Source organism: Chloroflexus islandicus, from assembly GCF_001650695.1.
Classification (GTDB): domain Bacteria; phylum Chloroflexota; class Chloroflexia; order Chloroflexales; family Chloroflexaceae; genus Chloroflexus; species Chloroflexus islandicus.
Window position 1 is genome coordinate 76,654 of the sequence record NZ_LWQS01000103.1, and the last position, 13,263, is coordinate 89,916.

Genomic DNA, 13,263 nt, shown 5'->3' on the forward strand with positions numbered 1-13,263 from the left:
TATATCACTCCGCTTCGCTATCGCCTATATCCTGAGACGGATGTTCGCTCTCCCACCCATCACCCCACGCGCTGTCGCGTGCGCGCCGCCATGCCTCGCCTTGACTGCGGGTGACGGTGATGTGTTGCAGGCCCTGCGCCGTGCAAACCTGTAGTTCGATCCGACCGCTGTGGATGATGGGATGGCGTACGATCCGCCCGTTGGCCGGCGGCACACCGTGGCGGGCGGCGATGAGGTACGCGAACTTTTCGTCTTCAAACGGCGCGGCTGCGCCTTTGAGGCGGCGTTGGAAAGCAGGCCGCGCAATCCGTTGCCCAAAATGACACCAGTCATTGCGAGCGGCGAGCGGGCACTCGCTGGTGTGCGGGCACGGCGCTACAATGCTGGCATCACGTTTGATCAATTCGCTGCGGATGTTCAAGATAGTTGCGTGGCCTATCGGGGTGCCCGGTTCAACCAGTACCAATGCGCCGTTTGTGGCTTTCCAAAGCCGGCTGAGCAACAGTACCCGCACTGCCGGCTCGATCTCGCCGTAGACATACCCGGCGACCACCAGATCGCTGTCTGGCAGCCGGTCAAGCGCAAGCACATCACTGCGTTGCCACATAACTGGCGGCAGATCGGCGCCGGCGGCCAATTGCTCGCCGAGGCGCGCCATCGCCGGTTGCCGTTCGATCGCGACGATCCGGCGCAGCGATGGCCACTGTTCGGCGGCGGCCCAGATCGCGGCGCCGCTCCCCGCGCCCACATCGAGCATGCGGGTAGGGGCAAAATCGGGTTGCGCCTCGGCTAATCGCTTGAATACCGCTCGTAATGCGGCGTAGGTGGCCGGCATGCGCCATGCCGCATACGCCACCGCTTCAAGCGGTGACGTGATGACCGGCGCGCTGCCGGCACTCGCTTCCCGGTAGCGATTCGATAACGCGGCGGCGGTTTGCTCAAGCGCCGCCGCCGGCTGGGTGGCGATCACGCGCTCAAGTGCGCGCTGTAACGAAGCTGGTAGTTGCATAGTTCGTTCCTTGACTGCTTTGGTAAGTCTCTCTATTTTATTGCATACCCCAAGACGTAACCGAATCTCTGCAAGGTCGAGCCAGTTCGTTCCTCTCTATACTATTGGTTCAAGGGCGGACAGAACACCTGAGGGCAGGTTATAGTTGAAGGCTGTGAGATGCGCTGATGTACCCTCACCCCCGGCCCCGCTCCCACTGGCGTTGCAGGGTGGACAGAACATCGGTCTGGCACCCGGCCCTGAAGGGCCGGGCTAGGGGTACGAAGCCCGCTGCGCGGGCTGGACCCCTCACCCCCCGGCCCCCGCTCCCACCTGACGGCGGGAGCGGGGGAGCCGCGGAGGGGAAGGGACAGGCACTGCTCCCGCGGAAGGCAGCAGCGCCCCGCTCCCACTGGCGTTCAAGGGTGGACAGAACATCGGTCTGGCACCCGGCCCTTCAGGGCCGGGCTAGGGGTACGAAGCCCGCTGCGCGGGCTGGAACCCTCACCCCCTAGCCCCCGCTCTCACCTGACGGCGGGAGCGGGGGAGCCGCGGAGGGGAAGGGACAGGCACTGCTCCCGCGAAGGTAGCAGCGCCCCTCTCCCACTGGCGTTGCAGGGCGGACAGCACATCTGATCCGGAACCCGGCCCTGAAGGGCCGGGCTAGAGGTACGAAGCCCGCTGCGCGGGCTGATGCCCCCACCCCAGCCCTCCCCCGCTGGGGGAGGGAGTCGCCCCTCGCGCGCCCCTGATGTCATTGCGAGCCGCGCGTAGGGGCATGGCGGTGCGATGTCCCACGCGGCGAAGCAATCCCCCGCGAGCACGGGAACCATCACTGCCCGCATCCTGTTCGCCTACGCAGGAGTTTGCTGCGGGCGTTGCGCGTCCTCGCAAGGACAGTAGGCAAGTGGGGGTACGCCCCCTTTCTGCCACAACCAGCGCGAACGGTGTGCTGCTGCTCCCTGCTCATTTCATGGTATACTAAAGGCATAGCGTCCACTTACAAAAGAATCTCCTATCAAAAACCAAAGGTGCGGCCCGCTAGCCGCAGGAGTACGGAATGAACCGTGCTGAACTGATCGCAGAGCTTGAGCGCATTCTTGGCCCGCGCGGCGTGGTTGCCACACCCGATGCGTTGCTGACTTACGATGCCGACGGTTGCGTGATGGATACCCACGAGCCGCATGTGGTAGCGTTGCCAACCAGCGCCGAGCAAGTGGCAGCGATTGTCCGGCTAGCCGCTCGCGCCGGTATGCCAATCGTGCCGCGGGGCGCCGGCACTGGTCTATCGGGTGGCGCAACCCCGATGCAGGGCGGCATTGTTATTTCTACCGCCCGCATGGATAAGATTTTGCAGGTTGATACCGCCAATGGTCGCGTGCTGTGCCAACCCGGCGTGATTAATTGGGAGTTGTCACAGTATCTCAAGCCGTTTGGCTACCAATTCGCCCCTGATCCCTCGTCGCAAAAAGCCTGCACTGTCGGCGGCAATATCGCCAACAACTCCGGCGGCCCGCACTGTCTGAAGTATGGCATTACTGCCAGCCACGTGCTGGCCGTGCAGGTCGTGCTGCCTGATGGCTCGATTGTGTGGACGGGTGACGGCAGTGCGCATACCCCCGGCTACGATTTGACCGGCGTGATCACCGGCTCGGAAGGGACGATCGGTTTCGTCACGGCGGCGTGGTTGCGCTTGACCCGGCTGCCCGAAGCGGTGCGGGTGGTGTTGGCGCTCTTCCCCGATATTGCCGGCGCTTCCAACACGGTCTCCCAAGTGATCGCGAGCGGGTTGTTGCCGGCGGCGCTCGAGATTATGGATCGGCTGGCGATTAAGGCCGTCAATGATATGTACAAGTTAGGGCTGCCCGAAGCCGCCGGCGCTGCGTTGCTGATCGAGGTTGATGGCGTCGAAGATGGGCTCGACGAGCTGCTGCACGATGTGACCGCGATCTGTTGGCGCAACGGCGCGATCGATGTCCGCCCGGCTCGCACTTTGGCCGAGCAGAATCAGGTTTGGGCGGCGCGCAAGAATGCCTTCGGCGCGATGGGCCGCCTTGCGCCGACCTACTATCTGGTTGATACGGTGGTGCCGCGCACCAAACTGCCGCAGACCATGGATGAAGTGGGCCGGATTTCGCGCGAGTTCCGCTTGCCGATCGCAAATGTGTTCCACGCCGGCGATGGCAACTTGCATCCGATTATCCTCTTTGATCGCCGCGATCGCTCGCAGAATCAGCGCGCGCTCGAAGCCGCCACTGGCGTGATGAAGGTGAGTATCGATTTCGGCGGCGTCATCAGCGGCGAACACGGTATCGGCGTCGAGAAGCAAGATTACATGACCTTGCTCTTTACGACGGATGATCTCGCGGCGATGGCCGGTCTGCACCAGAGTTTCGACCCGCACGATCTGTTTAATCCCGGTAAAGTGTTCCCCAAGGGGCGCGGTTGCGGCGAGTTGGCCGCCTTGCGCCGGTCGGGGGTGGCGTGGAGTGCTTTGAAGTCGAGTTAAGCCCATGAATCTCGCACTGTTGCGCGCCGATCTAACAGCGATAAGCGGTGAGCAGTACGTCCGTGAGCATCCCGTCGATCGCCACATCTATGGCCAAACACCCCTGCTGGCAGTCGCTCCCGGTTCACTCGAAGAGTTGGCCCAGACGGTGGCCCGTCTCGCGGCTGAACCGGTGGCGATCGTGCCGTGGGGTGGCGGCACTCAGCAGACGTGGGGCCGTCCGCCGGCGCGCCCGTTTGTGGTGGTGGAAACGAGCCGTCTGAACCGTATTCTTGACTATACCCCTGACGATTTGACTATTTCGGTCGAGGCGGGGATGACTTTGGGCGCATTGAGCGCCGCTTTAGCCGCTAACGGCCAGATGTTGCCGTTCGATTGCCCGTTGCCGGCTCAGGCAACGATTGGCGGTTTGCTCGCCACGGCAATGGATGGCCCGCGCCGGTTGGGGTATGGCTCGGCGCGTGACTTGCTGATCGGCATTCGTGTGGTTGAAGCGACCGGACGCATCTCGAAAGCTGGCGGCATGGTGGTCAAGAATGTCAGCGGCTTCGATATGATGAAGCTCTACCTTGGCAGCTTCGGCACGTTGGCGATCATTGCCTCGGCCAATTTCAAGCTGATTCCGCAGCCACGGGCCGCTGCCAGCATCCTCTGCCGCGCCGCGACGCCGGCCCCGCTGTGGAAATTGATCAATGCGATTGCCGCGAGCCAACTGGTTCCGGTGGCCGTCGAGTATCTTGAGGGGTTTGATGTCGCCGGTGCGCCGTGTGCTGTGGCGGTGCGCAGCGAGGGCTTGCCGGCGGCGGTTGAACGCCATGTGCGCGATGTCACCGCGTTTGCGCAGCAGGCCGGCGTTAGCGCCGAACCGCTGCGCGACGCTGCCCATGAACAGCTCTGGAACGCGATCAATGATGCGCCGCAGACAGCAACGCTCGCCGCTGATGAAGTGGTGGTGCGCGTGACCTGCTTGCCCGCCGATTTGAGCAATGCGATCGCGGCGGCGCGCGCGGCGGCCCAACGCGCCAATCTGCCGCTGCAAGTCACGGCGCGCGCGCTGAACGGTGTGGCCTATCTGCGGGTGCGCGGCTCCGCGGAAGCCTTGCGCGAGTGGCACGCTGCCCTGCTCAAAGCCGCGCCGCAGACGATGCTGCTCGCCGCGCCGCCGGCCTTGATCGCTGAACTGCCGGCCTTCGGCACGCATATCGCGAACCTTGATCTGATGCGCCGGATCAAGCAGGAGTTTGATCCGGCCGATCTGCTCAATCCGGGCCGGTTTGTTGTTGGTCAGGTCGCCTGAACATAACCACCTAATGGCATACCCAGCCCGCGCAGCGGGCTTCGTCAGGCAAGCCCGGCCCCTTCAGGGCCGGGCCGCAAACCCGGCTACCGCGCCGGGCTATGCACGCGAGCACGTACACAACTCATCGCACCTTCAGCCCGCGCCGCGGGCTTCTTAACCCTAGCCCGGCCCTGAAGGGTCGGGCGCACAACCCGCCCATTGGGTGGGGCCAAAACGATCGCATAGGGGTACACAAGCTGAGCATAAGGAGTATTTATAGTGTCTGTTGCTACACCGGCAACCTTGATCGATGATCTCCGCGCTGCGCTGGGGGCCGATGCCGTTGTCGCCGTTCCCGAAGCGCTGCTGACGTATGACTCCGATGGCAGTATGCTGGTCTCGCATCCGCCGGATGTGGTGGTGCTGCCGGCCACCGCCGAGCAGGCTGCTGAGGCAGTGCGCTTGGCTGCCCGCGCCGGGATGCCGATCGTGGCCCGCGGTGCTGGCACTGGCATTGCCGGTGGTGCAGTGCCGTTGCGTGGCGGCGTGATGATCAGCACTGCGCGCATGGATAAAACCCTATCGGTCGATCTGCGTTCGCGGTTGGCAGTGGTGCAACCCGGTGTAGTAAACTCTGATCTCAATGCCTATCTTGCCCCGCGTGGCTACCAGTTTGCGCCTGACCCCTCTTCCCAACGCGCTAGCACCATCGGCGGCAATATCGCCACCAACGCCGGCGGCCCCCATTGCCTCAAGTATGGCGTAACCAGCAATCACGTGTTGGCCGTCGAGGTGGTTGATCATACCGGCCAACGCTATTGGACTGGTGATGGCGTGCTTGATCCGGTTGGCTATGATGTGACCGGTCTCATTGCTGGGAGCGAAGGCACGCTCGGCGTTGTGACGGCGGCAATCGTCCGCCTCACGCCGTTGCCCGAATCGGTGCGGGTAGTGCTGGCCCTCTTCCCGTCGGTGGTGGCGGCGGCGGCGGCGGTAAGCGCCGTGATCGCTGCTGGTTCGCTGCCGACGTCGCTCGAATTGATGGATCACAACGCAATCCGGGCCGTCAATCAAGCCTATGAACTGGGTCTGCCTGAAACAACTGGCACCACCGCGCTGATTATCGAAGTCGATGGCGTCAATGATGGTCTTGACGATCAGCTCGATCAGATTATCGCCATCTGCCGCGCGCACGGCGCCTTCGATCTGCGTCCGGCCCGCGATCCGGCCACGCAGGCCCGGGTTTGGACAGCGCGGAAGTCGGTGGCTGGCGCGATCGGTCGCCTTGCTCCGGCGTACTATCTGGTTGATACGGTGGTGCCGCGCACCAAATTGCCGCTGATGATGGAGCAGGTCGAGCGGTTGCGCGCTGAGTACCGGCTTGAGGTGTGCAACGTTGCCCATACCGGCGATGGTAATTTGCACCCGCTCGTGCTCTATGATCCGCGTGACCCTGATCAGCGCCGGCGGGCGCACGATCTGGCGGCGAGCGTGCTGGAACTGAGCATTGAACATGGTGGGGTCGTGAGCGGTGAGCACGGCATCGGACTGGAGAAGTGCGAGTATCTGCCGCGCTTCTTCTCGCCCGCTGAGTTGCAGTTGCACGCCACGATCCATCAGGTCTTTAATCCGACCGGCTGTTTTAACCCGGCCAAGATCTTTCCGGCTGACACGACCCCCGCCGAGTTAGCTGCTGCGCGCGCGGCTCGCTTGCAACAGCATGATCCGGCCCGCGCCGCCGCTGCGCCGGCTCCCGGTACATTCGTTGCGCCGGAAACGCCGGCTGCCGCTGCCGAGTTGATCAATGCTTGCCATCACGCTGGGGTAGCGGTGATCCCGACTGGTGGCACGGCGGCGCGTTCACCAGACGCGGTGACGGTTTCTACCTTGCGCTGGCACGGGCCGCTGCTCTACGAGCCGGACGATCTGACGATCAAGGTGGCCGCCGGTACCACGCTGGCCGAGTTGCAGGCGTTGCTGGCGCCGCATAACCAGATGCTGCCGCTCGATATTGCCGATCCACAGCGCAGTATTGGCAGTCTGGTGGCGACGGCGACTGATGGCCCGCGCCGCTTGGGGTACGGTTCGTTCCGGGATTGGGTGCTGGCGCTCGAGGTGCTCGAACCCGATGGCGAGCTGGTGCGGCTTGGCGCGCAGGTGGTCAAGAATGTCACTGGCTATGATCTGGTGAAACTCTACGTGGGCAGTGCCGGTACGCTCGGCCTGATCACGGCGGTGGCGCTGCGGCTCTTTCCCCAGCCGCCGGCCAGCGCCACCTTGCTGGCGCAGATGCCTGATGCGGCGACGGCATGCACCCTGCTCGACGCACTGGCCGCCTCGCGGCTGTTGCCTACGGCGGTTGAATATCTGGCCGATCGCAATGGCGTGATGGTTGCGATGCGGGCCGAAGGCCATCCGGCAGCGGTCGAGCGCCATCTGCGCGAGGCGACGGCGCTAGCCCAGCAGCGGGGCGGCGCGGTGTCGGTTGTCCGCGCCGCCGATGAGGCCGCCTTCTGGCAGCAGACCGTCAGCCGTTATGCGCCGGTTGCCGATCAGGCACTGCTGCGTCTGAGCGTCTGGCCGGCCCGTTTTGCCGCCGCGCTCCACACCATCGAGCAAGCGGCTCAGCGCCGGCAGGTGGCGGTTGCCGTCACCGCTCATGCTCTGAACGGCATCATCTACCTGCAAGTTGCCGGCGATCCGGCGCAGGTGGCTGCCTATCACGCCGAGTTGGTCGCTGCGTTTCCGCATACTCACCTGCTCGCCTCCCCGCCTGCGCTCGTCCCGCAGGCGCCGGTGTGGGGCCAGCCGCCGGCGGCGCTTGACCGGATGCGCGCGCTCAAAGTTGCGATTGATCCTTATGGCCGGATGCATCCAGCCGCGTTTTGGTTTACCAATCAGCCTTCATAATCCAGAGGAGAAGCGCCTGTGACAGTGACTCAACCTTCGTCACCCGCATCGCAGCCGGTCATTCCGCTCGTGATCGGCTTTAGCGCCAAAGATAAACCCAGCTCTGACATTATCAACACCTGCGTTCACTGCGGGTTGTGCCTCTCGTCGTGCCCGACCTACCGCGAGACCGGTCTTGAGATGGCTTCGCCGCGGGGCCGGATCTATCTGATGAAGGCGGTTGATGAAGGTCGCATCAGCCTTGCCAGCGAGGTCTTTCAAGAGCAGATGAGCCTTTGTCTCAACTGCCGGGCCTGCGAAGCGGTTTGCCCGTCGGGGGTGCAGTACGGTGCAATCCTTGAAGCGAGCCGGGCCCAAATCGAGCAGGCCCGCGCTGGCAAGGCCGGCCCGCCGGCGACTCCCGGTGCGCCGGAGCCGAAACTGCCGCCGCGCCCGCTCTGGCAGCGTGCTTTGCGCGGCGCGGTCTTTGGGGTATTGTTTAAGCGGATGGAGGTCTTCCGCCTCTTTTCGGCCATGATGCGCCTCTACCAGCGCAGCGGCGCGCAGTGGCTGGCCCGCAAGAGCGGCCTCCTCAAGCTGTTGGGGTTGGCCGATACCGAAGCGATGCTGCCGCCGATCAGCGACCGCTTTGCCGTGCCGCAGGGGCAGATGTTGCCGGCGGAAGGCGAACGGCGCTACAGTGTCGCGCTGCTCACCGGCTGTATTATGAGCACGGCGTTCGCGCATGTCCACGAAGCCACGATTCACGTGTTGCGTAAGAATGGCTGCGAAGTGATCATCCCGCCTGATCAAGGCTGCTGCGGCGCGTTGCACACCCACGGCGGCGATCTCGACGGCGGGCGCGAGCTGGCCCGGCAGAACATCGCCGCGTTTGAAGGCTTGGGAGTAGATGCGATTATCGTCAATGCCGCCGGCTGCGGCAGCACGCTCAAAGAGTACGGCCATCTCTTGCACGACGATCCGGCGTGGCGCGAGCGAGCCGAACGCTTCAGCGCCAAAGTCAAGGATGTACACGAATTTCTGGCCGGCATTGAGCTGAACCGGGCCGCTTTGGGCCGGCTTAATCTCACCGTCACCTATCAAGAGCCGTGCCACCTTGTGCATGCCCAGCGCATCAGCGCCCAACCACGGGCATTGCTGACCGCCATCCCCGGCTTGACCTTGAAAGAGATGCCTGAGTCGTCGTTGTGCTGCGGCAGCGCCGGTATCTACAACGTCACCCAGCCTGAGATGGCGATGAGTCTTGGCGCGCGCAAGATCGACAATGCGCTGACCACCGGTGCTGAAATTATCGCCACGGCCAACCCCGGTTGCGCGTTGCAATTGGCCGGCGAACTACGCCGGCGCGGCAAGCAGGTCGAGGTGCGGTATATTATCGAATTGCTCGATGCCGCGTATCGAAAAGTTGAAACCCCTGCCTGACAATTTAAGCAAGTGATTTTTAACAGCCCTGTGCAGCCGAATGTATGCTGCACAGGGCTTGTTCATGTTGCGCGTTCGCTTTGACCTATGCTACTATAATTGCACCAATCGGCACAAATATCGCGCCTGTACTGGTCATGACGCCGAATCATCCCATTTGAGAGCAGTGCTCAATGCTGCGGTAAGCTGCCGGGATAACAGGGGATAAACGCTTGTTATTCCTGACAGATACGAAACGTAGATGCAAGAAGTATAAGGCTGGCAGCATTGACGAGCCGTTCTTCTGCTATAATCGAACGCGATAAAGTGTGCCCAAATTCACAAGTTTGCGTGCGGGTTATTGGATCCGCCCCGTATCTAGTCTGGCCACGCCAATGAGTGAGATCAATCTTCACCCTGCCGCGCCTGAGATCGAGGCTGTGCGCGCCCAATTGCAACAGGCGCGCGGCAAGCAGTTCTGGCGTTCGCTCGACCAACTGGTCGACACCCCTGCCTTCCGTGAGCTAGTCGCGCGCGAATTTCCACAGGGCGCGAGCGAGCTGGCTGATCCGGTGTCGCGCCGCACCTTCCTCAAGCTGATGGGGGCATCGCTGGCGCTTGCCGGTTTGTCGGGTTGTACGTTCGCCATCAAGCAACCGCAAGAGAAGGTGGCCCCCTTCGCGCGCGCGCCGCGCGATCAGATTCCCGGTATTCCCAACTATTACGCCACCGCTGTGACGCTCGACGGATTTGCTCTTGGTGTGACGGTCAAGAGCCGCGAGGGGCGTCCGGTTAAGATCGAGGGCAATCCGGCCCACCCGGCCAGCCTTGGTGCGACTGATGTCTTTGCTCAGGCTGAGTTGTTGGCGTTGTACGATCCCGACCGGCCTGAAACGGTGCGCCGGAGCGGCTTGCTGAGTACGTGGCAGAGTTTCGTGACTGCCATTACCGAGACGTTGCAGGTGCAGCGCGCCTTGCAAGGCCAAGGGATGCGGTTGCTGACGCCGGCTATCACCTCGCCGACGTTGCGCGCTCAGATTGCTGAATTGCTGACGAATTTCCCGGCGGCGCGCTGGGTGCAGTACGATCCGGTCGGACGCAGCAATACCTATGCGGGTGCGGCATTGGCCTTCGGCGCGCCCTACGAGCCGCGCTACAACTTTGCCGAGGCTGATGTGGTCGTGGCGCTCGATGCCGATTTCGTCAGCGAGGGGCCGGGCCGCGTGCGCTACGCCCGCGATCTCATGCAGCGCCGCCGCGTCCGCGCCAACACCGAATCAATGAGCCGGTTGTACGCCGCCGAGCCGGTCTTTTCGCCGACCGGCGCGTTGGCCGATCACCGGCTGGCGGTACAGGCCGGCTTGATCGGCCAATTGGCCGCGGCGGTGGCCAACGAGTTGGGGGTGGCGGCTGTTGCACCGGCCACTGGCCTCAACGAGGCGCAGCAGCAGTGGGTTGCTGCCGTCGCCGCTGATCTGCGCCGCGCTGGCAATCGGGCGGTGGTGGTGGTGGGTGAAGCCCAACCGCCGGTGGTGCATGCGATTGCCCACGCGATCAATGTGCAGCTTGGCGCTGTTGGCACGACCGTTGAGTATACCGAGCCGGTTGCCCAGCCGTCTGATCCGCAAGATTTGGCTGCCTTGGTGAACGATTTGCGCGCCGGTAGCGTTGAGTTGCTGGTGATTATTGATAGCAATCCGGCCTTTACTGCGCCGGCCGATCTTGGGTTTGCCGAAGCGATGCGGCTGGCCAAGCAGATCGTCGTGCTCAATCCCTACGAAGACGAGACGGCGGCGCTGGCGACGTGGTTTATTCCGCTCGCCCATCCGCTCGAGTCGTGGTCGGACGCGCGCGCCTACGATGGGACAGCTAGCATTATTCAGCCGCTGATTATGCCGCTCTATGGCGCGCGTACCGCCCACGAGCTGCTGGCAGTGTTGAATGGGTCGATCGGCACAACCGATTACGATATCGTGCGTGGCTATTGGCAGCAGCAAACCGGGCTTGAGAGCGCTGCGTTCGACGATTTCTTCAAGCGGGCGCTCAGCACTGGCGTGATCGATGGTTCGCGCTTCGCGCCGGTGGCAGTCACCTTGCAACCCGGTCTGCGTCTGCAAGCGCCGACGCCTTCGGCTGGGCTAGAGCTGATCTTCCGCCCCGATCCGGCGATCTGGGATGGCCGCTTTGCCAATAACGGCTGGCTGCAAGAGCTGCCTCGCCCGATGACCAAACTGACGTGGGATAACGCCGCGCTAGTCAGCCCGCGCACCGCCATTCGCTTGCTGAACTTGCCCTTTGATCCGGCCAGCCTCGCTGCTCCCGGCCGCGCACGCGATCAGGCGCTTGAGCGGTTGGCCGGCGAGAATGGCCGCATGATCGATGTCAATACGCCAGTGGGGACGTTGCGGCTGCCGATCTGGATCGTGCCCGGCCATGCCGACGATACGATCACGGTGACGCTGGGGTATGGCCGCACCCATGGCGGGCAGGTGGCCGAAGGCGCTGGGTTCAATGTCTATCGCCTGCGCCAGAGCGCTGATCCTTGGTTAGTGGCCGGCGTGAGTGCAACTGCTGTGAACGAGCGCTATCTGCTGGTCAGCACCCAAAGTCACTGGACATTGGAAGGGCGTGATGTGGTGCGGGCCGGGGAATTTGCCCGCTTTAAGGAAGACCCCAAGTACATTGCCAAAGAGGTCTACACCGAGAAATACGGTTCGCCTGAGCAGAAGCCGAAGTACCAGTCGCTGCTGCCGGGGTTTGATTACAGCACCGGCAACCAGTGGGGCATGGTGATCGATCTCTCGGCCTGTATCGGCTGCAATGCCTGCGTGATCGCCTGCCAAGCTGAGAATAATATTCCGGTTGTTGGTAAGGAGCAGGTTTCGCGTGGTCGCGAGATGCACTGGATCCGGATCGACCGCTATTATGCCGGGAGCGATCTCGACAACCCCGAAGCCTACATGATGCCGATGACCTGCGCCCACTGCGAGCAGGCGCCGTGCGAATTGGTCTGCCCGGTCGCGGCGACGGTGCATGACGCCGAAGGCATCAACAATATGGTCTATAACCGCTGTGTCGGTACCAAATACTGCTCGAACAACTGCCCCTTCAAGGTGCGCCGGTTTAACTTCTTGCAGTACAGCGACTTGACCAGCGAGAGCCTGAAGCTGATGCGCAACCCGGAAGTGACGGTGCGCAACCGGGGTGTGATGGAGAAGTGCAGCTACTGCGTGCAGCGGATCAGCGCCGCGCGGATCAGAGCCAAAGTGGAAGGCAACCGCCCCATTCGCGATGGCGAGGTCGTCACGGCTTGCCAACAGGTCTGCCCAACTGAGGCGATCATCTTTGGCAATATCAACGATCCAAATAGCCGGGTGGCCCAGATCAAGCAGCAGCCGCACAACTATACCGTCTTCGATGAGCTGAATCTCAAGCCGCGCACGAGCTATCTGGCCCGGGTGCGCAATCCCGATGAGGCGCTTGCGGGCGGCCATGGCGAAGGGTAGCAGCAGGCCGGTTTGTGTGGCCGGCGCTAGAAATGAGTAGTAGCGTATGGTGCAATCTGTTCGCAGATCGATCTTCACCCGTATCGCGCGGCTGGCGTGGCTGCCGCTCTGCCTGCTGCTGGTCGCCTGTCACGTTGATATGTACGACCAGCCGAAATATAAGCCGAACGATGTGAGTTCGTTCTTTCCTGATGGCCGGGCAATGCAGCCGCCACCGGCCAATACGGTGCCGTTGAATAGCTACAATCCCAATTCGCCGTTAATGACCGGGCGGATCGAAGGGCAGTTGGCCGATCAATTGCCGCCGGAAATCAAGCTCGATGCCGCCCTGCTGGCCCACGGCCAGTCGCGCTATAACGCCTTCTGCGCGCCGTGCCACGGCTTGGTCGGTGATGGGAATGGCGTGATTGCCTATCGCGGCCCTATGACGGTGACGAGTCTGCATAACGACCGGTTGCGCACGGTGCAGATCGGCTATTTCTTTGATGTGATCACCAACGGCATTGGCAAGATGTACAGCTATGCAGCGCGCATCCCGCCCGAAGATCGCTGGGCAATCGCGGCGTATGTGCGCGCCCTGCAATTGAGCCAAAATGCCGATGTCACCTTGTTGACCGAGGCTGAGCTGCAACAAGTGAGAGCCGGCCGCTAGGCTAGAGAGCGAGAGACG

The 13,263-nt window shown here is 62.9% G+C and carries 7 protein-coding genes; 6 read left to right on the forward strand and 1 reads right to left on the reverse strand.

Features of this window, described 5'->3' with window-relative positions:
• Positions 1 to 4 precede the first annotated feature (4 nt).
• Positions 5 to 1,009: a small ribosomal subunit Rsm22 family protein gene (locus A6A03_RS18460; protein WP_066791211.1), complete on the reverse strand. Its 1,005-nt coding sequence runs from the start codon at positions 1,007 to 1,009 to the stop codon at positions 5 to 7.
• 1,039 nt (positions 1,010 to 2,048) lie between these two features.
• On the opposite strand from A6A03_RS18460, the gene A6A03_RS18465 reads away from it, so the two are divergent.
• From A6A03_RS18465 to A6A03_RS18490, 6 genes are all read left to right on the forward strand, one after another.
• Positions 2,049 to 3,497 (forward strand): FAD-binding oxidoreductase, encoded by a 1,449-nt coding sequence (locus A6A03_RS18465; protein ID WP_066791213.1) that lies wholly within the window; start codon positions 2,049 to 2,051, stop codon positions 3,495 to 3,497.
• Positions 3,498 to 3,501: 4 nt separating this feature from the next.
• Positions 3,502 to 4,794, forward strand: a complete 1,293-nt coding sequence (locus tag A6A03_RS18470; protein WP_066791215.1) for an FAD-binding oxidoreductase — start codon at positions 3,502 to 3,504, stop codon at positions 4,792 to 4,794.
• Between the two features lie 261 nt (positions 4,795 to 5,055).
• Positions 5,056 to 7,686, forward strand: coding sequence for an FAD-binding oxidoreductase (locus tag A6A03_RS18475; protein WP_245669060.1), 2,631 nt, complete (start codon positions 5,056 to 5,058; stop codon positions 7,684 to 7,686).
• Positions 7,687 to 7,704: 18 nt separating this feature from the next.
• Positions 7,705 to 9,108, forward strand: a complete 1,404-nt coding sequence (locus tag A6A03_RS18480; RefSeq protein WP_066791221.1) for a (Fe-S)-binding protein — start codon at positions 7,705 to 7,707, stop codon at positions 9,106 to 9,108.
• 374 nt (positions 9,109 to 9,482) lie between these two features.
• Positions 9,483 to 12,593: a TAT-variant-translocated molybdopterin oxidoreductase gene (locus A6A03_RS18485; RefSeq protein ID WP_066791223.1), complete on the forward strand. Its 3,111-nt coding sequence runs from the start codon at positions 9,483 to 9,485 to the stop codon at positions 12,591 to 12,593.
• A 46-nt stretch (positions 12,594 to 12,639) separates the two neighbouring features.
• On the forward strand, positions 12,640 to 13,245 hold the full coding sequence (locus A6A03_RS18490) for a c-type cytochrome (RefSeq protein WP_066791225.1): 606 nt from the start codon (positions 12,640 to 12,642) through the stop codon (positions 13,243 to 13,245).
• The last annotated feature ends 18 nt before the right edge of the window (positions 13,246 to 13,263 follow it).

Bases quoted from the DNA above. Each gene is read 5' to 3' on its own strand.
- A6A03_RS18460 (WP_066791211.1), bottom strand. From the start codon at position 1,009: ATGCAACTACCAGCTTCGTTACAGCGCGCACTTGAGCGCGTGATCGCC.
- A6A03_RS18465 (WP_066791213.1), top strand. From the start codon at position 2,049: ATGAACCGTGCTGAACTGATCGCAGAGCTTGAGCGCATTCTTGGCCCG.
- A6A03_RS18470 (WP_066791215.1), top strand. From the start codon at position 3,502: ATGAATCTCGCACTGTTGCGCGCCGATCTAACAGCGATAAGCGGTGAG.
- A6A03_RS18485 (WP_066791223.1), top strand. From the start codon at position 9,483: ATGAGTGAGATCAATCTTCACCCTGCCGCGCCTGAGATCGAGGCTGTG.
- A6A03_RS18490 (WP_066791225.1), top strand. From the start codon at position 12,640: ATGGTGCAATCTGTTCGCAGATCGATCTTCACCCGTATCGCGCGGCTG.